Annotated in this window: 21 protein-coding genes and 1 pseudogene; 14 read left to right on the top strand and 8 right to left on the bottom strand. The window is 71.4% G+C overall.

The window, feature by feature from the left end:
- Positions 1 to 18 precede the first annotated feature (18 nt).
- Positions 19 to 624: a GOLPH3/VPS74 family protein gene (locus SAVERM_RS06355; protein ID WP_010982612.1), complete on the bottom strand. Its 606-nt coding sequence runs from the start codon at positions 622 to 624 to the stop codon at positions 19 to 21.
- Positions 625 to 1,082: 458 nt separating this feature from the next.
- Here SAVERM_RS06355 and SAVERM_RS06350 point away from each other — a divergent pair, with 458 nt between their 5' ends.
- From SAVERM_RS06350 to SAVERM_RS06340, 4 genes are all read left to right on the top strand, one after another.
- The gene (locus SAVERM_RS06350) at positions 1,083 to 2,456 is read left to right on the top strand and encodes a PI-PLC domain-containing protein (protein ID WP_037646117.1); all 1,374 of its coding nucleotides are present in this window, start codon (positions 1,083 to 1,085) and stop codon (positions 2,454 to 2,456) included.
- A gap of 43 nt (positions 2,457 to 2,499) precedes the next feature.
- A complete protein-coding gene (locus tag SAVERM_RS06345) occupies positions 2,500 to 3,405 on the top strand; it encodes an oxidoreductase (protein ID WP_037646119.1) in 906 nt (301 codons plus the stop codon).
- Between the two features lie 146 nt (positions 3,406 to 3,551).
- On the top strand, positions 3,552 to 3,707 hold the full coding sequence (locus SAVERM_RS42690) for a hypothetical protein (RefSeq protein ID WP_154696721.1): 156 nt from the start codon (positions 3,552 to 3,554) through the stop codon (positions 3,705 to 3,707).
- Between the two features lie 300 nt (positions 3,708 to 4,007).
- On the top strand, positions 4,008 to 5,213 hold the full coding sequence (locus tag SAVERM_RS06340) for a cytochrome P450 (RefSeq protein WP_010982609.1): 1,206 nt from the start codon (positions 4,008 to 4,010) through the stop codon (positions 5,211 to 5,213).
- A 333-nt stretch (positions 5,214 to 5,546) separates the two neighbouring features.
- On the opposite strand, the gene SAVERM_RS06335 is transcribed toward SAVERM_RS06340, so the two are convergent.
- Positions 5,547 to 6,563, bottom strand: coding sequence for a bile acid:sodium symporter family protein (locus SAVERM_RS06335; RefSeq protein WP_237529159.1), 1,017 nt, complete (start codon positions 6,561 to 6,563; stop codon positions 5,547 to 5,549).
- Positions 6,445 to 7,296, bottom strand: a complete 852-nt coding sequence (locus SAVERM_RS39805; RefSeq protein ID WP_010982607.1) for a phosphatase PAP2 family protein — start codon at positions 7,294 to 7,296, stop codon at positions 6,445 to 6,447. Before SAVERM_RS39805 ends, SAVERM_RS06335 begins: the two co-directional genes overlap by 119 nt.
- Positions 7,297 to 7,495: 199 nt before the next feature.
- Between SAVERM_RS39805 and SAVERM_RS06330 the strand changes: the two genes are divergently transcribed.
- The 4 genes and pseudogenes from SAVERM_RS06330 (at position 7,496) to SAVERM_RS06315 (ending at position 10,454) form a co-directional block, all read left to right on the top strand.
- Positions 7,496 to 7,867: a BlaI/MecI/CopY family transcriptional regulator gene (locus SAVERM_RS06330; RefSeq protein ID WP_010982606.1), complete on the top strand. Its 372-nt coding sequence runs from the start codon at positions 7,496 to 7,498 to the stop codon at positions 7,865 to 7,867.
- Positions 7,864 to 8,794, top strand: a pseudogene (locus SAVERM_RS06325) (M56 family metallopeptidase). Before SAVERM_RS06330 ends, SAVERM_RS06325 begins: the two are co-directional and overlap by 4 nt.
- A 163-nt stretch (positions 8,795 to 8,957) precedes the next feature.
- The gene (locus SAVERM_RS06320; RefSeq protein ID WP_010982604.1) at positions 8,958 to 9,365 is read left to right on the top strand and encodes a VOC family protein; all 408 of its coding nucleotides are present in this window, start codon (positions 8,958 to 8,960) and stop codon (positions 9,363 to 9,365) included.
- A 24-nt stretch (positions 9,366 to 9,389) separates the two neighbouring features.
- Positions 9,390 to 10,454 carry an adenosine deaminase gene (locus SAVERM_RS06315; RefSeq protein ID WP_010982603.1) on the top strand — a complete coding sequence of 355 codons (1,065 nt, stop codon included), beginning with the start codon at positions 9,390 to 9,392 and terminating at the stop codon, positions 10,452 to 10,454.
- Here the strand turns inward: SAVERM_RS06315 and SAVERM_RS06310 are convergent.
- Together SAVERM_RS06310 and SAVERM_RS06305 are read right to left on the bottom strand one after the other, a co-directional pair.
- On the bottom strand, positions 10,436 to 10,951 hold the full coding sequence (locus SAVERM_RS06310; protein ID WP_010982602.1) for a mycothiol transferase: 516 nt from the start codon (positions 10,949 to 10,951) through the stop codon (positions 10,436 to 10,438). The genes SAVERM_RS06315 and SAVERM_RS06310 overlap by 19 nt on opposite strands.
- 155 nt (positions 10,952 to 11,106) lie before the next feature.
- Positions 11,107 to 11,985, bottom strand: a complete 879-nt coding sequence (locus SAVERM_RS06305; protein ID WP_010982601.1) for a LysR family transcriptional regulator — start codon at positions 11,983 to 11,985, stop codon at positions 11,107 to 11,109.
- A 143-nt stretch (positions 11,986 to 12,128) separates the two neighbouring features.
- Between SAVERM_RS06305 and SAVERM_RS06300 the strand changes: the two genes are divergently transcribed.
- A complete protein-coding gene (locus SAVERM_RS06300) occupies positions 12,129 to 13,124 on the top strand; it encodes an aldo/keto reductase (RefSeq protein WP_037646123.1) in 996 nt (331 codons plus the stop codon).
- 83 nt (positions 13,125 to 13,207) lie between these two features.
- Here the strand turns inward: SAVERM_RS06300 and SAVERM_RS06295 are convergent, their stop codons facing one another.
- The gene (locus SAVERM_RS06295) at positions 13,208 to 13,594 is read right to left on the bottom strand and encodes a nuclear transport factor 2 family protein (RefSeq protein ID WP_010982599.1); all 387 of its coding nucleotides are present in this window, start codon (positions 13,592 to 13,594) and stop codon (positions 13,208 to 13,210) included.
- Between the two features lie 412 nt (positions 13,595 to 14,006).
- On the opposite strand from SAVERM_RS06295, the gene SAVERM_RS06290 reads away from it, so the two are divergent.
- The 4 genes from SAVERM_RS06290 to SAVERM_RS06275 all read left to right on the top strand — a co-directional run bounded on the left by SAVERM_RS06290 (position 14,007) and on the right by SAVERM_RS06275 (position 18,402).
- Positions 14,007 to 14,417: a hypothetical protein gene (locus tag SAVERM_RS06290; RefSeq protein ID WP_010982598.1), complete on the top strand. Its 411-nt coding sequence runs from the start codon at positions 14,007 to 14,009 to the stop codon at positions 14,415 to 14,417.
- Positions 14,418 to 14,483: 66 nt separating this feature from the next.
- Entirely contained in the window at positions 14,484 to 16,826 is a 2,343-nt protein-coding gene (locus tag SAVERM_RS06285) for an ABC transporter ATP-binding protein/permease (protein ID WP_010982597.1), read from the top strand.
- A 5-nt stretch (positions 16,827 to 16,831) separates the two neighbouring features.
- Positions 16,832 to 17,428: an SH3 domain-containing protein gene (locus tag SAVERM_RS06280; protein WP_010982596.1), complete on the top strand. Its 597-nt coding sequence runs from the start codon at positions 16,832 to 16,834 to the stop codon at positions 17,426 to 17,428.
- Positions 17,428 to 18,402, top strand: coding sequence for a serine/threonine-protein kinase (locus tag SAVERM_RS06275; protein ID WP_010982595.1), 975 nt, complete (start codon positions 17,428 to 17,430; stop codon positions 18,400 to 18,402). The genes SAVERM_RS06280 and SAVERM_RS06275 overlap by 1 nt, the downstream gene beginning before the upstream one ends.
- Before the next feature lie 9 nt (positions 18,403 to 18,411).
- Here SAVERM_RS06275 and SAVERM_RS06270 read toward each other — a convergent pair whose 3' ends face one another.
- Positions 18,412 to 19,431 (bottom strand): LLM class flavin-dependent oxidoreductase, encoded by a 1,020-nt coding sequence (locus SAVERM_RS06270; protein ID WP_010982594.1) that lies wholly within the window; start codon positions 19,429 to 19,431, stop codon positions 18,412 to 18,414.
- A gap of 97 nt (positions 19,432 to 19,528) precedes the next feature.
- The gene (locus tag SAVERM_RS06265) at positions 19,529 to 20,815 is read right to left on the bottom strand and encodes a streptophobe family protein (RefSeq protein ID WP_242432186.1); all 1,287 of its coding nucleotides are present in this window, start codon (positions 20,813 to 20,815) and stop codon (positions 19,529 to 19,531) included.
- Positions 20,816 to 20,976: 161 nt separating this feature from the next.
- On the opposite strand from SAVERM_RS06265, the gene SAVERM_RS06260 reads away from it, so the two are divergent.
- Entirely contained in the window at positions 20,977 to 22,368 is a 1,392-nt protein-coding gene (locus SAVERM_RS06260) for a DUF6777 domain-containing protein (protein ID WP_242432185.1), read from the top strand.
- Positions 22,369 to 22,470 lie beyond the last annotated feature (102 nt).

Raw genomic sequence — 22,470 nt, 5'->3', positions numbered from 1 at the left:
GTGCGTCCGTGCCTCGTGTCAGGGGCCTCGCCAGATGTTGTCGAAGGCCGCTTCTTCGATGGATCGCCGCTGGCGTACGGCTTCCAGCTCCATCACCGCGTCGTTGACGGCGGCGAGCACCGTCACGACCGCCTCGTCGGCGATGCTCGGGGAGTCCTCGGTCGGCAGGTCGTGGATTCCGGCGGCGGCCGCGAGGACGGCCAGGACGGGCTCGCCCGATGCCCAGCGGTCGGCGGCGTGGCGCCGGGCGGGTGAGTCGACCAGTGCCGTGCGGCCGGTCCGGACGGGGAGCCAGCGGCCGGGTTGCCGGGCGACTTGTCCTTCCGTCTCCAGGGCGGCCAGATATGCCTGGGACAGGCCGCGGCCCCGGCGCCACAGCCAGTCCTCGACCGGCTCGTGGGGCGGCTGCCGAACGAGTGACGACGCGGCCTCGTCCAGCAGGCGATCACCCAGTGTCCACTGGTTGTTCGACACGATGCGATCGCCCTCCAGGGTGAGGGCCCCGGCGCCGAGGAGATCGATCACCTCGGCTCCCGCGAGGGCGAGCGACAGATCGCCCGGCTCCACATAACGGCTGGACCCCACGTCCATGGCGACGATCAACAAATCCCGCGGTGTAGTCATGAAGGGCTCCACGTCAGAGGCGTCGGTGGCGACACCTCACTGAGTAGCCGGCCTGGCCGGGGCGCGCGGCCGCTTGTGGGGGCGGGCCTTGGGACCGGCGGGAGACCGGCGCGATGTCCGGGAAAAAAGGTGCTTCTCGTACGTGACCGACTCTAGCCCGGCTGCGTCAGCGGCGGGCGGTGGGCGTGCGGGCGGGGTGTCCGCCGGTGCGGCCTGCGGTCCGGGGACGGTGCGTCCCACGCCGGCCGGGGGTGCGGGGACCCGGTGCCTGGTGGTGGCCGCAGTCGCCGCGGTGGCCGTGATGGAGCAGCGGGGTGGCGGCCCCGGGGGGCCGGGAATCCGGCCGGCGGATGGTCGGCCGATACATCAGCCACTACCAGGTCTCCCGCCCGGCGGCCGCAACGGCCATGATGTCATGCACCTGACCGTCGATCCCGATGAAGGGCATCGTGACAGTGATGCGAACCCCCCGCGCCTTGCTCGCCGCGACCGCCACGACCGCCGCGCTGGCCGTCGTCGTCGCCGTCCCCACCCCCGCCGTGTCCGCCCAAGTCCCCACCGGCGGTGCCTACTTCGTTCAGAGTGCCGTCACCGGTCTCAACGCCGCCGACAACGCGGGAGCAGTCGAACAGCACAACCCGAAGGGCAACGAGGACCACCAGCAGTGGAATCTGCGGACGAGCGGATCCGCGTACCTGCTGGAGAGTACCGACACAGCCGGCAGCTGCCTCGGCCGTTCCGGCGACCAGGCCAGAACGGTCGTGTGCACCAGCGCCGACGCGGCCTGGGAGATCACCCCGGCCGGTACCGACCAGTACACGCTCAAGGCGCCGGGAACCGACCGTCATCTGACCGTCGGCGCGAAACCCTCCGGGTCGAACTACCCCGCCCAGTTGGCCATCGGTTCGGCGGGGAGTCTGGCCTCCTGGTACCTGACCCCGGTCACCCCCTCGGTCAACCCCATGCCGTCCCCTGACCAACGCACCCTGGACCAGGTCACGTTCCTCACCGCCCACAACGCGTACGCCAACGGCGTGGACGGCGGTTTCGCACCGCCCTTCGTCAACCTGGTGCCCAACCAGACGCGCGGCATCAACCAGCAACTGACCGACGGCGTACGCGGATTCATGATGGACATCCATCAGACCTCGGACGGCGCGATCCTCTGCCACAACAGCTGCACCCTGGTCAGCAAACCGGTCGCCCTCTGGGTCGACATCCAGCGCATGGTGGACTTCCTCAAGCAGCACCCCGACCAGGTCGTCACCGTGTTTCTCGAGGACTACGTCGACCCGGGCGTCCTGCGCAGTGAACTCGCCCGCGTCAGCGGACTGTCCGACGTGCTGTACCGGCCCGACCGGACGGGTGTGCGGCAAAGCGGCTGGCCCAGGATGGCGGACCTGATCGCCGCCAACCACCGGCTGCTGATCTTCACGGACCACAGCCGCTCCTCCGACGAGTCCGCCGGGCTCACCCGGGACAGCTTCGGGGTGATGTACCAGCGGGAGTGGACGGTCGAGAACTACTGGTCCATGGGGTCGGGCCTCGGCTCCTCCGACTGGTCCTGCTACAGCCGCTGGTACGGCGCCGACACCAACATCCCGCTGACGTACACCGAATCCGCCTTCCGCCCGCTCTTCGTCATGAACCACTTCCGCGACGCGGCGATCGCCTCCACGGCCACGACGGACAACACCAAACTCGCCGACCGCGCCCAGCGGTTCTGCCGGCCGGCGGCCCGGAAGAAGCCCAACTTCCTCGCCGTGGACCGCTATGACCTGGGCAACCCGACGTCGGCCGTGGACACCCTGAACACATACACGTATCCGTAAAGCACGCCCGTCGGGCTGCGGGCCCGTGTGCCACACTCCCCGGATGACCTCGGAAACGATCACCGCGGAGGCCGCGGGCACCTGGAAACTCGGCGACCTGTCCGTCAACCGCGTCGGCTTCGGCGCGATGCGGCTGACGGGCAGTGCCGCCTTCCACCTCGGCACACCAAGTGACCGCGAACGGTCGGTCACGGTGCTGCGGCGGGCGCTCGAACTCGGCGTCAACCACATCGACACGGCCGCCTTCTACTTCTCCTCGCTGCGCTCCGCGAACGAGTTGATCAACAGTGCGCTGGCGCCGTACCCGGACGACCTGGTGATCGTCACGAAGGTCGGCCCGTACCGGGACTACACGGGGGAGTGGGGCACCGCGGCCCGCCCCGACCAACTGCGCGGCCATGTCGAGGAGAACCTGCGCCAGCTCGGCCGCGACCACCTCGACGTGGTGAACCTCCGGCGTATGCGGCAGGACTCGATCGCCGAGCACTTCGGGGCGCTCGCCGAACTGCGCGAAGCAGGTCTGATCCGGCACCTCGGCATCTCCTGCGTGGAACCCCGGCACCTCGCCGAGGCGCAGGCGATCGCGCCGGTGGTGTGCGTGCAGAACCAGTACGGGCTCCACTCGCCGGATGCCGGGGCCGACACGATGCTGCGGATGTGCGGCGAACAGGGCATCGCGTTCGTGCCGTTCTTCGCGATCGCCGGGGAGGGCGGTGCGCAGGGCTCCAGCGGCAGCGAGGACGACGAGATCCGCGCCGTCGCGCGGGCGCACGAGGCCACGCCCGCGCAGGTGCGGCTGGCGTGGACCCTCCAGCAGGGTCCGCACGTGCTGGCCATCCCCGGCACCGGCAACCCGGACCACCTTGCGGCGAACGTGGCCGCGGGCGCCATCAGGCTCACGGCCGACGAGCTGGCGCGCCTTGACGCCGCGTACCGGCACGGGGGATGAGGCGGCGGCCGCCGGGCCGCCGGCGGAAGCCGCCGGTGCCCGGCTCGGCGGCCGCTCCGAACGTGCCCCCGGGTGAGCGCGGGCGTGCCGTTCCACGGTGTTCCAGGGCGAGCTGAGCTGACAGCCGCTCGGTTCAGAGCCCCCACGTGCGTCCTGAGCGCTCGCCGGGCGGCTCCCGGGTGAGGCTTCCGTTCCGGGACGCCCTGCGCGGCCTCGACTTCCCGGTGCACCGTGAGCGGCTGCTCGGGCATCGCGGCCTGCTGGTGCGTCACGACGTCGTACACGGTGCGGCTGCCGGGTGACAGCTGCCGGCCGTCGGGTGCGCGGGCGGTACGCGGCTTCCTCCTGGGTGCGGTCCGGCGAGGACACACGGTCATGGCGCGGCGGGATCCGCGGTGTCTCCGAGCCGCGCGGTCCCTTCGGCCTCACCTTGTGGCGCCGATACCGGGATCGCCGGAAGACCCCGTGCCCCGCCCGTTGTCCTCCGGCATCGGGTACAGCGGGGGCCAAATAGCGCATGTGGAGGTATCCAGGCGTCTAAGCAACGCGGAATTGGCATATGCATGGATCAATGAAGGCGGCTGGAACTGGAGAACAGCGCGATGACCCCAAGCGACGAAGCAATCATGTGCCCGTTCGACTTCAGCAAGGGCCTGGAGTTCGATCCCTCGCTCGCGGAGCTCATGGCCCGCGATTCCATCACCCGCATCCGGCTGCCGTACGGCGATGCCGACGCCTGGCTGGTCACCGGGTTCGACGCGGTGCGGCAGGTGACCACCGATCAGCGGTTCAGCCGGGCGGGGATCATGGGCTCCGACTATCCCCGGCTGACACCGGAGCCCATCGTCTCCCCGGAGTCGATCAATGTGGTGGACCCGCCGCACAGCAGCCGTCTGCGCCGCCTGGTATCGCAGGCCTTCACCAAGGGGCATGTGGAGCGGATGAGACGGAGAATCGTCCGGCTCGCGGACACGCTGCTCGACGAGATGGCCGCGCAGGGGCCGCCGGCGGATCTGGCGCACCACTTGTCGAACCGGCTCCCGCAGCACACCATCTGCGACGTTCTCGGGATCGAACAGGACGACTGGCCCCGGATGGAGCAGTACGTGCACCAACTGCTCTCCACCGGCCCGGACAGCCGCCAGAGCGCCGCGACGGCCAAATCCGAGCTGCGGGAGTACTTCGGCGGACTGGTCGAAAAGCGGCGGAGCTCCCCCGGGAACGACCTGATCAGCGCGTTGGCCGCCGCCAAGGACGGCGAGGACGTACTCGACGACCAGGAACTGGCGGTCATGGCGCTGACGCTGATGCTCAGCGGGCACGACACGGCCACCTGCCAGATCAGCAACATCTGCTATCTCCTCCTCACCCGTCCCGAGCTGATGAAGCACCTCAGGAGCCGGCCGGACACGCTGACCGCCGTCCTGAACGAGATGCTCCGCTTCATTCCCTTCCGCAAGGGGGTCGGCATTCCCCGGGTGGCGGTGGAGGACGCGGAGGTGGACGGGGTGAAGATCCGGGCGGGTGACTTCGTCCATGTGTCGTACCTGACGGCGAACCGTGACCCGGAGCGCTACCCGGACCCGGACGCCATCGACCCGGACCGGCCGTCCCTGCCGCACATGACCTTCGGCTGGGGCGGACACCGGTGCATCGCCGTGCCGCTGGCCATGGCGGAGCTGGAAGTGGCCATCGGGCGGTTGCTGGAGCGGTTCCCGGAGTTGCGGCTGGCCGTACCGCCGGAGGAAGTGCGCTGGGACACGGAGACGATCCGACGCTTCCCGATCGAGCTGCCCGTGGCCTGGTAAGGCCGCGGATACGGTACTGGCCGGCATCGCACAAGGACGGCGCCGGCCGACGGCCGGGTCCTGGCGGCCACCAGCCGCTCGTGGAACCGCCCGCATGACCGATGTTCGAAGAGGTGCCGCGGCGCCGGTCCCCAGCTCCGCGGCCGGCACACCGCTCCCGCCGCCCCGGCGGCCACGGCGGGCGCGAGCGGCCACGGGCAGCCCGTCCCGGAGCCACCGGATGGGACCTGGGTGCCGTGGCACAGGCGCTCAACGGCGCAGCCGTGCACGGTGGAACCGGCGCCGGTTCCCCCGGCCACCAACGGAATCCGCGCCCGGGGAACGCCACCGCTGTCACGCACCTCTTCCGGAGTGGTGACCGCCCCGTACGACACGGCCCGCCGCCACCTTCTGCAACAGGCCGTACGCGAGGACGGGCAGCAGCACCTGCGGCCGGTCGGGCAGCGCCGTCGTGATCAGCACGGCGCTCGCGCTGCTGTTGTTCATCCCGCAGGCGAGCGTCACCGAGGCCCCGGCGTGGGCGTCGAGGCGCAGTACGCGGGCCGTGATCCGGCCCAGGGCGAAGGACAGCCCGCACACCGTCGCGGCGACGGCCAGCGCCGCCGCGAGCAGGACCGGCCGGGGCCGGGTGAGGAAGGGGCCGAGTACGCCGCTGGCGTTGACGTACGTCAGCAGGAGCGAGCCCAAGGCCGCCGTGGGGACCGCCGCGTGCAGGAGTGCGTCCAGGGCGCGGCGGGGCAGGGCGAGCCGGGCCACCAGACCGGCGGCGCAGGGCAGCACGACTCCCGTGAGCGCGAACCCGCTCCCCGCGATGCGGGCCGCCCCGGCCAGGGTGTCCGCGTAGTCGGCGCTGAGCAGGGGACACAGGGCCGTCACGGTGAACGGGACGGTCAGCGGACTGGCGAGCGTGGACGCGAGCACGAGCCCGACGGTCGTGGACTGGTCTCCTTCGCCCGCGCCCGTCCACACCGTGGCCCCGGCGGCCACGGGCATCGCGACGACCAGGATCATCGCGGCGACCAGCCCGCTGCCGCCGTCGCTGTCGGGGGACTGGCGCAGGGCGAACGCCACCCCCGGCACGATGAGCAGCGGCGCGAGCAGATGCAGCGCGAGACCGGTCAGCAGGGCGGCCGGTCGTCCGACCAGCCGACCGAGATCCCGCGGGGGGACCTGCAGTCCGGCAGTGAACAGGACGAGCGACAGCAGGAACGGGGCCGTGTTCAGGGATAAGTCAGGAAGGCCGACGACGGCGATCCGGTGCGGATGACGCAGCCACATCCCTGGTCCCGGCGCGGTCGCGGCGGCGAGATAGGCCGCGCCGACGGCCCGTCCGAGATGGCGGCGGAGCAGGGTCGAGGGGGTCTTCGGTGCTGGTGGGGGAGTCATGGCGGCGCTCTTCCGTCGTAGGACCTGGGCGGTGACGGGAGGCCGCTATCTCGTGGAGGACGGGAGGAGCGATGCGGGTGACGACGTAGGCGCTCAGGCTCAGCCAGCACAGGGCGAACAGCCAGCCGCCCAGGACGTCCGAGAACCAGTGGACGCCCAGATAGACGCGGGTGAGTCCGACCAGAACACCCCAGCAGCCGATGGCCACGGCGAGCGGACCTCTGCCGCGCGGGGCGCGCGCCAGGACCGCGAGAACGAGCAGCCCCGCGGTGATCGCGGACGTCGTGGTGTGACCGGACGGGAAGGACCAGCCGGAGGCATGCGTGGACCAGCCCGCCGTCGCGGGCCGCGGGCGGGCGATCAGGGACATCACGCCGTACCGGACGGCCTGGCCGGCGGCCAGGCAGAGGAGCGCGGCGGCGACGGAGAAGAGCCGCTGCCGCGCCGTGCGGCCCACCAGGAGCCCGGCCAGGACGACCAGTGCGTAGGGAATGAAGCCCGTGCCCGTGTACGTCACTGCACGTGCCACTGCGACGGCGACCGGGGGGCGATGGGTGACCGACCAGTCGAACAGGTCCGCGTCCCCGAACAGCGGGTCGCCCGCCCGGCCGGACACGGTGAGCGCCAGCAGTACGAAGGCCACCAGCGCGCCCACCGCCGTCGAGCCGGCGAGGTCGGAGGCGTCCTCGCGCTTCATGACGGCACCCCGGGAGCACCGACCGCGCGGAACGGCGAGATGTACAGGGCGGCGGTCATCCTCGTGGGCCCCTTCCATAATGGTCGTGCGGGCACAGTCGAAACGGGCGTGCGGGCACAGCCGGGACCGGGCCCGCGACGATTACAATCCGTACACGGTCTACAACACTGTAGACGATTGCAGGGCGAGGAAGGTTCCCATGGCCGAAGCGAAGGACGAACGCCGACCGGCGGGCGAACTCGAAGCCACCGTCATGGCCGCGCTGTGGGCCGCGGGCGTGCCCCGGACCCCGGGGCAGGTGCAGCTCGGCCTCGGCGCGGGGCTGGCTCGTACGACGGTGACCACGATCCTCTCCCGGCTGCATGAGAAGGGCATCGTCGGACGCGAGCGCCATGGCCGCGGCTACGCCTACTTCCCCGTTCAGGACGCCCCGGGCCTGACCGCCCGGCGTATGCACACCGAGCTCGACCGGGACAGCGACCGGCACACCGCCCTCGCGCGGTTCGTCGCCCAGCTCAGCGAAGACGACGAGCGAGTCCTGCGGGACCTGCTGGAATCCGGTGAACAGTGATCCTCCTGCTGTTGATCCCGGTCGCGCTGCCCTTCGCGATGCCCGTACTGGCCCGGCGGGCGCTCGACCGTCTCGCGCCCACGGCCGCGCTGTGGATGCTGACCTGCTCCGCGGTCGTGCTCGCGGGCAGTTCCCTGGTCGCGCTCGGCGCGTTCGTCCTGACCGGCCTGCTCGAAGTCCCCCTGTTCGCGGCCCTCGGCGAGCTGGTGCACCCCCTGCGCACGGCGTCGAACATGTTCGTCGTACCGGCGGCCGCCTTCTCCGTCGGCGCCCTCGCCGTCTGTCTGTGGACGCTGGTCCGTACGGTCGTGCGGCAGTCCCGTGCCTTCCGGGCGGCGACCAGTGCGGCCGACGACCGGCACACCGCGGGCGACCTGTGCGTCATCGACTCGCCCCAGCCGGACGCGTACGCCCTGCCGGGCAGGCCGCACCGGATCGTCGTCACCACCGGGATGCTCCGCAGTCTCGGCCCGGACGAGCGCGAGGCGCTGTTCGCGCACGAGCGGGCCCACAACGCGGGCGGCCACCACTACTTCCTCGTCGCCGCCGAACTCGCCGCGCACTGCCACCCGGGACTGCGCGCCGCCGGCGACGCCATCCGGCTCGCGGTGGAGCGGGTGGCCGACGAGGCCGCACGCCGCGGCCGTCGGGGACCGGCGGCTGACCGCCCGGGCGATCGGCCGGGCCGCCCTGGCCGTGCGGGCCGCCCACAGCGACCGCCCCTCGTTCGCGCCCGCGGTGGCCACGGGTCCCGTGCCGCAGCGGGTTGCGGCCCTGCTGTCGGTGCCGCGCCCGCCCCGTCGCGCAGCGCGCCGGATGGCCGCCCTGCTGGTCGCCTGCGCGGCCCTGTCCGTCTGTGCCTCGGCGACGGGAGTCATCGGCTTCCACCATCAGGTCGAGGTCGCGCAAGGTGAGGAGCGGGACTGATCTCCGCGGCGGCGGCTCCGGCATGAAGACTGCCCCGGTACCCGGGTCTCCGGGGGCCGGGGCAGCGTCAGTCCGGCGCATGTGACCCACCGGACACAAAGTCACCTCGATCGATGACGTACGCTACGTGTTACGTATAACCCTGGACGGTCGGAGAGGCCCGATGAGACGCATCGCCCTGGTGACCCTCGTTGTCGACGACTACGACGAGGCGATCCGCTTCTACACCGAGGCCCTCGGGTTCCGCCTCGCGGAGGACGAGTCGCGGCCCGACGGCTCCCGCTGGGTCGTCGTCGAGCCGGGATCGGCGGCCGCCGGCACCGGACTGCTGCTCGCCCGCGCCAAGGGCGACGCGCAGCGCGGCCGGATCGGCGACCAGACCGGCGGACGCGTCGGCTTCTTCCTGCACACCGACGACTTCGCCCGCGACCACGCACGGATGCGCGCCGCGGGCGTGGCCTTCCTGGAAGAGCCGCGGTACGAGCCGTACGGCGCGGTCGCCGTCTTCCAGGACCTGTACGGAAACCGCTGGGACCTGCTCCAGCCCGCGCCCGCCCCCACCGCTCACTGAAGAACCTGCCGAGGAAGACACCGCATGACCGCGCTCGACATCGACACCATCCGCCGGCTCCCCAAGGCCGTGCTGCACGACCACCTCGACGGCGGTCTGCGCCCCGCCACCCTGGTGGAGCTGGCACAGGCGGTCGGCCACACACTGCCCACCACGGACCCGCAGGCGCTGGCCGACTGGTACTACGAGGCCGCCAACTCCGGTGACCTGGTGCGCTACATAGCGACCTTCGAGCACACCCTCGCCGTGATGCAGACCCGTGAAGGCCTGCTGCGCACCGCCGAGGAGTACGTCCTGGACCTGGCCGCCGACGGTGTCGTCTACGGCGAGGTGCGCTACGCCCCCGAGCTGATGCTGAAGGGCGGGCTGACCCTGTCCGAGGTCGTCGAGACCGTGCAGGAGGGCCTGGCGGCGGGCATGGCCAAGGCGGCGGCCGCGGGCACCCCGGTCCGGGTGGGCACACTGCTGTGCGGGATGCGTATGTTCGACCGCACCCGGGAGACCGCCGACCTGGCCGTCGCCTTCCGCGACGCGGGTGTTGTCGGCTTCGACATCGCGGGTGCCGAGGACGGTTTCCCGCCCGCCGACCACCTGGACGCCTTCGAGCACCTGCGCCGGGAGAACGTCCCCTTCACCATCCACGCCGGTGAGGCGCACGGTCTGCCCAGCATCCACCAGGCCCTCCAGGTGTGCGGCGCCCAGCGCATCGGCCACGGCGTGCGCATCACCGAGGACATCGTCGACGGCAAGCTCGGCCGGCTCGCGGGCTGGGTGCGCGATCGCCGCGTCGCCCTGGAGATGTGCCCGACCTCCAACCTCCAGACGGGCGCCGCCACGTCGATCGCCGAGCACCCCATCACGGCCCTGAAGGACCTCGGCTTCCGCGTCACCCTCAACACCGACAACCGTCTGGTGTCGGGCACGACGATGACCCGTGAGATGTCCCTGCTGGTCGAGGAGGCGGGCTGGAGCACGGACGATCTGCGCACGGTCACGGTGAACGCCCTCAAGAGCGCGTTCCTCCCCTTCGACGAGCGCAACGCCCTCATCCAGGACGTAGTGCTTCCCGGCTACGAGGCCGCGCTCTGAAGGAGCCCTCGTACGTAGGCGGCCTGGCCGACGTGTTGCAGATCGTCGGCCAGGACGCTCACGAGCCGTGCGCCCAGCGTGACGGCCGGCGTCCAGCGCTCGTCCACGACACGCTCCAGGTCCTTGGCGGTGAGCCCGCGGATGAACTCCAGCGACTGTTCGTGCACGGCGTCGTAGTACCCGAGCAGGAGCTCGCCCGAGTCCACCCGCACCTTCGCCACCTGCCGGGGGCTGTGGCCGTATCCCGTGTCCCGGCGGGGCAGGTCGAGTCCGAAGCGCTTGTCCCAGCCCTGGGCCGGCCAGACCTGGTCGAGCCCTGAGGCATCGGCCAGGTGGTCGTCCTGGACACGGGTGAGATGCCAGACGAGCCATGAGATGGAGTTGGCGTCGTCGGCGGGCCGGGCGTTGAGGACGTCAGGCGCCAGGCCCTCGACGGCGGCGTGCACTTCTTCCTGGATGCGGCTGTACGCGTCGGTGAGGACGTCCTTTGCGTGCATGGGTCCACCCTCGCGCATCGCTGCCCCTCACGCCTGGGCGGCGATGCGCTGCCCACTCCTGAACGCGGTTCGTGTGCCGGACGCTCGCGAGTCCGCGGCGGCACGACGGCCCGGTCGGGAGCGGTGGGACCCCTCTCGGCACCTCTCCAGGTGCGCTAGAACTCCTCTTCCAGCAAGGTCATCAGCGCCCGGGCCGCCGGACTGGTGGCCGCGGAGGGAGGAAGGATGGCGACGGTCTCGTACACCGTCTCGCCCGTGCCCTTCAGCGGAAGAGCCGTGAGCGCCTCACGCTTGTGCCGGAAGTGCCGGGGCACCACGGCGACGCCGAGACCCTCCTCGACCAGGTCGAGCAGGCTGTGCACATCATTGACCTCCAGCGCGACGGTCCTCCTCACGCCCGCGGCGGCGAAGGCGGCGTCGGTGATGCGGCGCGGCCCCCAGTCCGGGTGGAAGTCGACGAACGCCTCACCGCCCAGGTCCTCCGGCATGACCGCGCCGGCCGTCGCGAGCGGGTGGGTCGGGTGGCAGAGCACGGTCATCGGCTCGCCGGTCAGTGGCACGGAGCGCAACTGGTCGGTGTCCGTCTCCGTCCGGACCGCGAAGGCCAGATCGAGACGCCCGGCGGCGACTTCCTCCGCCAGCGCACCCGAGCCCGCCTGGCGCAACCGGATCTCCACATCCGGATGCTGCCGCCGGAACCCGGCGAGCAGCCGGGCCACATGCACCCCGGCGATGCACTGCTCGGTGCCCAGCGAGAGCGTGCCGCGCAGCACGCCCTGCACGGCCGCCACCGCGTCGTGAGCCGCCCGGACCTGGGCCAGGATCCGCTCCGCCTCGCCCAGCAGCGCGCGGCCGGCCTCGGTGAGCGTGACACTGCGGGTGGTGCGGACGAACAGCGGGGCCTGGAGCTCCCGCTCCAGGGCGCGGATCGAGGCGGACAGCCCCGACTGCGACACCATCAGCCGTTCGGCTGCCCGGGTGAAGTGCTGGTCCTCGGCGACGGCGACGAAATGCTGAAGGTGGCGCAGTTCCATGATTGAGAAGTCTAGACGCTGAATCTCATCCGATTCTTCTGTTGGACCGATGCCCGCGAGGCAGGTGAGAGTGGACGACGTCTCTACACGGACGTTCGCCCGCACGCGGACGTTCCCACGAAGCCGCCCTCCTGGAGTGCACGTTGTACACCGCAGATTCCGCCCGATATGAGGCCATGCCGTACCGCCGCACCGGACGCAGCGGTCTGAAGCTCCCCGCGCTGTCGCTCGGCCTGTGGCACAACTTCGGCCCCGACCGGCCGGTGGAGACCCAGCGGCAGATCCTGCGCCGCGCCTTCGACCTCGGCATCACGCACTTCGACCTGGCCAACAACTACGGTCCGCCGCCCGGTGCCGCCGAGTCGGCCCTCGGTGACGCCCTGAGGGCGGACTTCGCGCCCTACCGCGACGAGCTGGTCATCTCGACCAAGGCCGGCCATCTGATGTGGCCGGGCCCGTACGGCGAGTGGGGCTCGCGCAAGTACCTGCTCTCCTCGCTCGACCAGAGCCTCACCCGAATGGGCCTGGACCACGTCGACATCTTCTACTCGCACCGCCCCGACCCGGAGACTCCTCTGGAGGAGACGATGGGCGCCCTGCACTCGGCGGTCCAGCAGGGCAAGGCGCTGTACGCCGGCGTCTCCAACTACTCGCCGGAGCAGACCCGGGAGGCCGCCCGCATCCTCGGCGAACTGGGCACCCCGCTCCTCATCCACCAGCCGCGCTACTCGATGCTCGACCGCCGTCCCGAGGAAGGCCTCCTGGACACCCTCGACGAACTGCAGATCGGCTCCATCGCCTACTCCCCGCTGGAGCAGGGCCTGCTGACCGGCCGCTACCTCGACGGCATCCCGGAGGACTCGCGCGCCGCGAGCGACAGCCCGTTCCTCAGCGCGGACACGGTCACCGAGGATCTCGTACGACAGCTGCGCGCCCTCGACGACATCGCCAAGTCCCGCGGCCAGACCCTCGCCCAGCTCGCCCTGGCCTGGGTCCTGCGCGGCGGCCGGGTCACCTCCGCCCTCATCGGTGCGAGCAGCGCCCGGCAGGTGGAGGACAGCGTGGCGGCCACCCGCACGCTGGACTTCGACGCGGAGGAACTGGCCCGGATCGAGGCGATCATCAAGCCGAGGCCCTGACGGTCCAGGCGCTCCTCGTCGAGCCGGCCGGGGCCGGGCCGGCCGGCTCGACGACCACGCGCGGTCAGGACGGCGCAGCTGGCTCAGGCGGCTCCGGCCGGCACGCGGTCCAGGAACCCCTGCACGCTCCGGATGCGGTCCTCGCCGTCCAGGGTGATCACGTCGGACCCGGCGACGGGTGCCGAGCCGTCCGCCTCGTTCACCAGCTCCCAGGCGAAGCGGGCGATGTCGTGGTGCCCGTCGACCGTGCCGGTGAGCCGGAAGGCGAACCCCGGGAACTGCTCGTGCGCCGCCGCGATCACGGCCGTGATCTGCTCGTGGCCCCTGACATCGGCCAGCGGGTCGGTGTAGCTCCCGTCCTCGGTCCAGGCGGCGGCGACCGCCTTGGTGAGCGCGTCCTGGTCACCCGCGTTCCAGGCCTCGAAGTAGCGGGCGACGGCGGACTCGTAGCGGTTGCTGTTCGTGCTCATGCGGATCGGCCTCCATCGGCGTCGGCAGTTGCGTACATGCTGGTCAGAGGCCGGATCCCCGGAGCTTGGTGCGGTGGGGATCCGACATCGCAACCATGCGGGACCGGGGCGGACGGCGTCGATTACCTCAGAGGTAAGGGTGCCAGCGCGCCGGGCGTACGCCCCGCCTTCACTGCGGCGCTCGTCTCATTTCGGCCAAACCGGACCGTGAATATGCCAGGAGACTGGCTGGAATGGCATGGTGACAGAGTGTCAGTAGTGGCGATACTCGATTCCTAGGGCAATTCGGCCACGATCGAATCGCGCCTTCGTGCGCCTCGCGCGTCATCGCCGGCCTGTCCCATGTGCACAGCGAGCGAATGCAAGGAAAGAGGGCCGACCCGGCAGCGAGCGCCGCAATGGGGGAGCGATCGTGCACGACGAATTCCTGTGCCATGTCACCGCGTACGGCATATGCGGCGGTCAGCGCGTCGGAGTGCCCCTGGGGACGTATCGCGCGCCCACCCTGGCGCTGGCCCTGTGGTGGATGCGTGACCGTGCCTCATGGATCGCCGAGCGGCTCGATCCCCACCCCGACAACCCGAACTTCCCGCCGAACTCCATCGCCCCCGTCGCGGAGACCGTCCCCGACGTGCCGAGCCTGCTGCGGGCATGGTGCGGCGACGCGATCCAGCAGGAGCTGGTCGCGGACGAATTGGCCGCAGGCCGGCTCGTCCGCATCGCCACCAGCGACGACACCACCGAGTACGAGCTGTTGGCGGAGTCCGTGGACGCGCTGCGGATGCAGCGGTTCGTGCCCGCGCTCTCCACCCCCGCGGCCTGACGGGCCCGCCCCCGTCGCGGCTCGCCGATCAGGCGCACATGTGGGCGAATAGCTAGAATTCAGCACATGGGAGAGCGGCCGGTCGCGCCGACTGCACCCGAGCTCGTCCTCGAGACCGAGACGGGCTCCACGGTGATGAGCCCGAGCCGCGACTATCACGTCGGACGCGACCCCTCGAGCGACATCGTCCTGGACGACGTCCGGGTCTCGTGGCACCACGCGGTGCTGAGCGTCGAGGCCGACCACTGGACGCTCGAGGACGAGCACAGCACCAACGGCACCTACGCCGACGGCCGCCGCATCCACGAGTGGGGCGTCGGACCGGGCAGCGAGATCCGCTTCGGGAACCCCTCCGACGGCCCGCGCGCCGTCCTCGTCGACTGCGCGCGGCTCGCAACCGAGCATCCCTCCGCCGTCTTCATGCCCTCCGCCACCGGCACGTTCCGGCAGCCGACGACCGTACGGCCGCTGCCCACCCGCACGGTCCGTATCGGCCGCGGCGGCGGCAACGACCTGGACATCGACGACCTCATGGTCTCCCACCGGCACGCGGAACTACAGGCGCTGCCGGACGGCACATACGAGATCGTCGACCTCGGCAGCCACAACGGCACCTACCTCAACGGCCAGCCCGTCACCCGCGCCCCGGTCACGCCCGGTGACATCGTCGGGATCGGCCACTCCGTGTTCTGCCTCGTCGGCGACCAGTTGCAGGAGTACGTCGACACCGGCGAGGTCTCCCTCGACGTCCGCGACCTCACCGTCGAGCTCGACCACGACCACAAGATCCTCCTCGACCAGGTCTCCTTCCCGGTCGGTGAGAAATGCCTGCTCGCCGTCATCGGCCCCAGCGGCTCCGGCAAGTCCACCCTGCTGAACGCCCTGACCGGGCAGCGTCCCGCCGACCGGGGCACGGTCCTGTACGACGGCCGCGACCTCTACCGCGACTACGCCGAGCTGCGCCGGCGCATCGGACTCGTCCCGCAGGACGACATCCTGCACGCCCAGCTGACCGTGCACAGGGCCCTCGGGTACGCCGCCGAGCTGCGCTTCCCACAGGACACCGAGAAGGCGGAACGCAGGGCGCGGGTCGACGAGGTGATCCGCGAGCTGGGCCTGGAACAACGTGCCGACCAGCCCATCCACAGCCTCTCCGGCGGCCAGCGCAAAAGGGTCAGCGTCGCCCTCGAACTGCTCACCAAGCCGTCACTGCTCTTCCTCGACGAGCCCACCTCCGGGCTCGACCCGGGCATGGACCGGTCGGTGATGCATATGCTGCGCGGCCTCGCCGACGACGGCCGCACCGTCATCGTCGTCACGCACAGCGTGCTCAGCCTGGACGTCTGCGACCGGCTGCTCGTCCTCGCCCCGGGCGGCACCGTCGCCTACTACGGTCCACCGGACGAGACCCTGCCCTTCTTCGGCTTCGTCCAGTGGCCGGAAGCGTTCGAGGCCTTCGAACACGACCGCGACCGGGACTGGGCGGGGGAATACCGCGACTCACTCCAGCACGAGCAGTACATCGAGGGCGTCGGCACACCGCCCTACCTGCCGTCGGCCGCCCCGGCGGCAGCCGTCGGACCGCCGCCGAAGGCGCAGAGCTGGGGCGCCCAGCTCGGCACGCTCGTACGGCGCTACGCGGCCACGCTCTCCGCCGACCGCACGTTCCTCGCCATCATGATCGCGCTGCCGTTCGTGATGGGCGCCATGGCCCGGGCGCTGGCCGGCGGGAAACTGACCCAGGAGACCGCCATGAACGCGCTGCTCATCCTGTGCGTCGGCGGCGTGCTGACCGGCGCGGCCAACGCCGTGCGCGAGCTGGTCAAGGAGCGCGCGATCCATCAGCGGGAGCGGGCCGTCGGGCTGTCCAGGTCGGCGTACCTGATGTCCAAGGTGGTCGTCCTCGGCACGATCACCGTGCTCCAGGCCATTGTGCTCACCCTGGTCGCCCTGCTCGGCGTCGACCTCGACGCGCCCGGCGGCGAGGGCGTCCTCATGCCACCGCTCGTGGAGCTCACCCTCGCCGTCGCCCTGCTCTCCTTCACCGCGATGATGCTGGGCCTCCTCGTCTCGGCCCTGGTGCGAAGGGAGGAGGTCACCATGCCGCTCCTGGTACTCCTCGCGATCGTCCAAGTGGTCTTCTGCGGTGCCCTGCTGAAGCTCAACGGGGTGGCGGTGATCCAGCAGCTGTCCTGGCTGGTGCCCTCGCGGTGGGCGCTGGGCGCCATGGCGGGCACGATCGGACTCGCCCGGATCGTGCCCGGCGACCTCACCGGAGACCCGCTGTTCAGACGCTCGGCGGGCGTGTGGCTGCTCGACATGGGGATGCTCGTCGTGCTGTCCCTCGTCTTCGGGTACGCGGTGGACCGGCTGTTGCGCCGGCACGAACCCCTGGTCATGCGGAAGTAGCGGCGATGACTGCCCCCGGATTCCGCCCGACCCACGTCGTCCCCCAGGACGGGATGCCCGCCTGGGAGGCCCCGGACGTCGCCCGGCCCACCGTGCCGCTCGACGCGCTGCTGCCCGTCCAGCTCGTCGACCGGCGCGGCGACTGGGGGCACGTGGTGTGCGCCAACGGCTGGTCGGCGTGGGTCGACGGCCGGCTCCTGGTCAGCGTGCCGCAGCCACCGCCCGCCGCGCCCGGCTCTCCCGTTCGCGCGGAGGACCCGCGCCCCCTGCTCGCCCACGTCGAAGAGGCGCTCGGCCGCTATCGCGGCGCGGCGGAGGAACTGGCGGGCGGAAGCCTGGACGGGGAGAGCTTTCGCAGCCTTACCCACGGGCTGCGGATCGGGGTGGTCGTCGACGGGGAGTCGATGTGGCTGTACGACGCCGAGCACGAGCGGTGGGAGTACTGCGACGGCACCCGGCTGAGCACGTACGCCGCCGAGGGCGACACGCCGGGCCCGGTCCCGGCGGAGCCGACCCGCGTCGTCCAGGACGCCGTCCCGGACGGCTCCCGGTCCGCGGACGGCCTCGCCCGGTACTTCCCCGACGACACGGACGACCTCTGATGGCCGGCCCGTCGCACGGCACGGGCCTGTCCTCGGAGCGGCCCTCCGAGCTGATCGGCAAGCAGATCGCGAGCTACCGCATCGAACGCGAGATCGCCCGCGGCGGCATGGCCGTCGTCTACCGCGCCAGGGACCTGCGGCTGGACCGGACCGTCGCGCTGAAGCTGCTCGCGCCCGAGCTGGCGCTCAACGACACCTTCCGCCGGCGGTTCACACACGAGTCGCGGGTGGCCGCCGCCATCGACCATCCGAACATCGTGCCGGTCTTCGAGGCGGGCGAGACGGAGGGCGTCCTGTACATCGCCATGCGCTTCGTCTCAGGGCGCGATCTGCGTCATCTGCTCGACCGGGAGGGCCCGTTGCCGTTCTCGGCCGGCGTCCGTATCGCCCTCCAGGTGGCCTCCGCGCTGGACGCCGCGCACGACCACGGACTGGTGCACCGGGACGTCAAACCCGGCAACATCCTGGTGGCCCGGGGCACGGACAGCGACCATCCCGAGCATGTGTATCTCACGGACTTCGGCCTGACCAAGAGGTCGCTGACGGTGACCGGGTTCACGATCCCGGGCCAGTTCGTGGGCACGCTGGACTACGTCGCGCCGGAACAGATCTGCGGGAAGCCGGTGGACGGCCGCTGCGACGTCTACGGCTTCGGGTGCGTCGTCTACGAGATCCTGGCCGGGACGCCGCCGTTCTGTCGCGACGACGAGATGGCGCTGCTGTGGGCCCACCAGCACGACGAGCCGCCACGCCTGAGCCGCAGGCGCCCCGACCTGGGCCCGCAGGTCGACGAGGTGATGGCCAAGGCGCTCGCCAAGAGCCCCGAGGACCGCTACGACTCGTGCCTCGCGTTCGTGGCCGCGCTGCGTACCGCGGGGGCAGGCGCCGGCCCGCAAAGACACCCGCCGAAGCGGACCGGTCCCACCACGATCCCCGAACCACCGCGCTGGGCCCGGCCGGTTTTCCGCCGCTAGGGGGCAGGCTCAGGTGGCCGCCTGCCAGCCGAGTGCCGGGCCCAGCCGGGTGGCGATGTCAGTGAGGATCTGCACGTAGTCGGCGTGTTCGAAGGAGAACGGCAGCGCGAACGCGACCTCGTCCACCTCCTGGAAGGCCGCGTGGGCGTGGAGCCGTTCGGCGATCTCGGCGGAGGTGCCGACGATGTCGGGCGCGAACATCATGCGTGCCGGTCCCTGCGGCGTGACGGTGCGCGGAGTCCGCTTCTCGACGTACGCCGTGTACTTCGCGCGCTGCTCCGGCGAGGCGGAGTCCGTGGGGATGACGACGAGCCCCTGGGAGACACGGGCGCGGTCGCCGTCGGGGTGATGGGCGCGGAAGGCGCGGATGTGCGAGAGCTGGATGCCGGCGAAGTCCTCGGACTCCTCCGCCTTCACGACACTGCTGGTGAGGAAGTTCATCCCGTGCTCACCGGCCCACTGCGCCGACCGCAGACTCCCGCCGCCGTACCACATGCGGCGGCCCAGACCGGGTGAGTGGGGCTGGACGCGGTCGGAGAACACCTCGAAGCCCTCGACGCCGCTGAAGTCGGTGGCCGGCTCGCCGCGTACGAGGTCCAGCAGCCGCCGTACCCGCTCGTAGCCGAAGTCCTCGGCGTCCGCGGTGTCGGGGTAGAGCGCCTCTTTGACCTGGTCGTAGTGCATCGGGGGGCCGACACTGACACCCGGGTTGAGGCGGCCGCCCAAGAGGATGTCGACCGTCGCGAGGTCCTCCGCGAGCCGCAGCGGGTTCTCCCAGCCCAGGGGGATGACGGCCGTGCCCAGTTCGATGCGCCTGGTGCGCTGCGAGGCCGCCGCCAGCACCGCGACGGGAGAGGAGATGCCGTACTGCAGATGACGGTGGCGCACCCACGCGCTGTCGAAGCCGAGTTGCTCGCCCAGTTCGATGATCCCGAGGGTCGACTCGTGGCCTCGGCCGGGGTCGGCCCCGTCGAACAGGCCGATGGTCAAGAAGCCCAGCTTCCGCAAGGGTCGTGAGGTCGGCGGCACAGGGCCCCTCCATCGTCCGCGGCAGGTTCTGCCGTACGCCAGTGCTGTTCGAATTGTGTCAGGCGGCCGTCGGGTGCATCCGGTAGGGCCGGGCCGCTCAGGCGACTTCGCCTCGCCGGTGCACGGGCCTGGCGAGCAGCGCGCCGAGGAAGCCGGTGACCAGCCCCCACAGCACGGCCCAGCCGAGCGCGGTCCAGAGCCTGGGCTTCAGGAACAGCACTCCGGACAGGCCGCCGTCGATATCTCCGATGCCGAGGAGCGAGAGGCCGAAATGGGCGTAGACGCGGGCGACGAGACAGATCATGAGCACCGTCAGCGTCAGCGCGACCGCCATGTGCAGGGCGTGCTGCCAGGCCCGTATCCGCGCCGGTGACCGCACCGCCATCACGAACGCGGCCGCCAGGATCAGCACGGCGTCGACGACGACCAGCCACCACACCCGGCCGTCGTAGTGGGCGAGCGAGCGCAGATCGAGCGTGGCGACGTCCGGCGTGCGCAGGACCTCGTCGAGCAGATGCGGCATGGGCAGACCGAACGGCCCGTCCACCCGGCCGTTCCAGGTGGCACCCAGACCGATCGTGAGGGCGAGCCACACCAGGTTCGGCATCCCCAGCAGAATCACCGCGAACGTCTCGGCGGTGTGCCCGCGGCTCGCCGCCACGACCAGCCCGATCACGATCCCCAGGACGACATACGCGAGCAGCAGCACGACCATCGCGTACGCCGCCGGACGCACCGACTCCTGGAAGCGCACGACCCGGGCCGGCAGCGGCGCACCGCGCGACACCAGCAGGGCGAGGACGAACACACCCACCAGCCACAGCAGTCCGAAGAGCAGGGTGAGGGGTACGTCCGTGGTGAAGCCGACCTTCGGAGCGACGCCGAAGAGCTCGCCGATGTCGCCGATCATCCCGTTCCCCAGGGAGATCGTGAACGTGTGACGGGCCGTGAACGTGAGGCCGACGAGCGCCACCAGCCACACGACGGCGATGCGGGCGGACCAGCCGGCGAGTTCGCGCGCGCCGGCGACGGCCCGGTGCCGCAGGTGCCGCAGGAAGCCCGCGGCGATCGTCAGCACCCCGGCGAGCGAGACGGACAGGGGCATCACGGTCAGCCCGGCCTTCGTGTCGGCGATCGCCCCCGCGTCGCCCGAGAGCTTCACGGTGCCGCCGACCGCCGTCACCACGGTGGCCGCGTCGACGCTCACGAACGCGTTGCCGGGAAGGCCGGCCGCACCCGCCGCCAACAGTCCGAGCGCGGCGGTCACCACCATGACGATCAGCCCGGCCAGTACCGTCGCGAGGGCCTGGACCCAGCCGTGCCGGGCGAACGCCGACCGGCCCGGGCGGGCCACTGTCTGGTCGGACGGTGTGGGGGCGCTCACGCTGTCACGCTAAGCACGGCGTCGGCGCTCCGCCCCTCGGGAGGGCCGACCGCGTCGGCTTGCGAGCGGCCCGGGACCGGAGCACACAATGGATTGATCTACAACAAAGCGGCACAAAGTAGATGAGATGCCGCTCATCCCTACGCAGGGAAGAAGAGCTCGTGAGCGTCGAACCGCCGGCCGGCCGCCCCACAGGACCCCCCTCGGGCCCGTTGTCGGGTCCCACGCAGCAGCGGCCCGTCCAGCCGAGCGGCCGCCCCGTCCGGAGCTCGTCGGGCGGCGACGCGGGCAGCGGGGGGTCCGCGGGATCCGGCGGTGGCGGCGGCCCGTCCGGTCCCCTCGGGCCGGGCGACGCGGGCAAGGAGCCCGAACGCTGGTGGAAGTCCGCACCCCGGGTGGCTCTGATGGCCACCGCCGTCGTGGTCGCCGTAGTGGCCGCCCTCGTCCTCACCCGCTCCCACGGCACGTCCACCGCCGGCAAGGGCGGCGAGGTCTTCCTCCAGGCCGCCGGCAAGTCGGGCCCCTACCCCTTCACGGAGTCCACGGCGAACGAGAGTTCCACGGCCCCCCTGACCCCGGCCCCGGCGAGCACGTCGGCGTCCGCCCAGGCGGCGCGCGGTATCGACGGCTCCGAGCCCGGTCTCTACGGCGGCACCCGCAAGGTCTCCAGCTGCGACGTGGAGAAGCAGATCAAGGCGCTCCGGGCGGCCCCCGAGAAGAACCGTGCCTTCGCCTCGGTGGAGGGCATCGCGCCGTCCGAGGTCCCTGCCTATCTGCGGTCGCTCACCCCCGTGCAACTGCGCGTGGACACCTGGGTCACCAACCACGGCTTCCGCAACGGCGTGGCGACCCCGTACCAGGCGGTGCTACAGGCCGGCACCGCGGTCCTCGTCAACAGCCGCGGCGTGCCCCGGGTGCGCTGCGCCTGCGGCAACCCGCTCCTGTACCCGGTCCCGCAGACGACCAGGCCCAGGCAGACGGGCGACACGTGGGCCTCGTACCGGCCGCAGAACGTCGTGTTCGTCACGCCCGCGCCGACGGCCATCAACGTGTTCGTGATGTTCGACCCGGACCACGACGAATGGTTCCACCGCCGGCGCGGCGACAAGGGCCGACATGACGAGAAGACCGATCCGCCGCGGCATCGGCCGTCCCCGTCGTTGAGCGCCTCGATGCTCCCGCCGGACTCCTCCTCGCCGAAGCCGCACTCCCCGTCCTCGAAGTCGCCGGAGCCGTCGTCGTCGTCCCCATCGGTTCCGTCGTCCCCGAACTCGTCGCGCGAGTCGTCACCCGAGTCGTACTCCGAGCCTCCCACGACCGAGCCCAAGACCACCGAGCCCCCGACCACCGAGCCCAAGACCACCGAGCCTCCGACCACCGAGCCCGAGAGCACCGAGCGCAAGACCACCGAGCCCCCGACGACCGAGCCCCCGACGACCGAGCCCACCACCACCGAGCCGCCGTCGCCGGGTGTCGTGTCGCCCGAGACCACCAGCGAGTCCGACACCACCTACAGTGCCCCGGAGCCGGCCGCGACCCCGCCGTCGTACTGAGGCAGCCCTGTCGCGAGGGGGCGGGGACGCGGCCCGGCATCCGCTGGTCCGCACCGATCCGGCTGAACGGGCCACACCGCGCCGCGCTCCGGGAGAACATGG

Source organism: Streptomyces avermitilis MA-4680 = NBRC 14893 (assembly GCF_000009765.2).
Classification (GTDB): domain Bacteria; phylum Actinomycetota; class Actinomycetes; order Streptomycetales; family Streptomycetaceae; genus Streptomyces; species Streptomyces avermitilis.
Note: the sequence above shows the minus strand (reverse complement) of the source record. Positions and strands in the feature narration are given on the sequence as shown.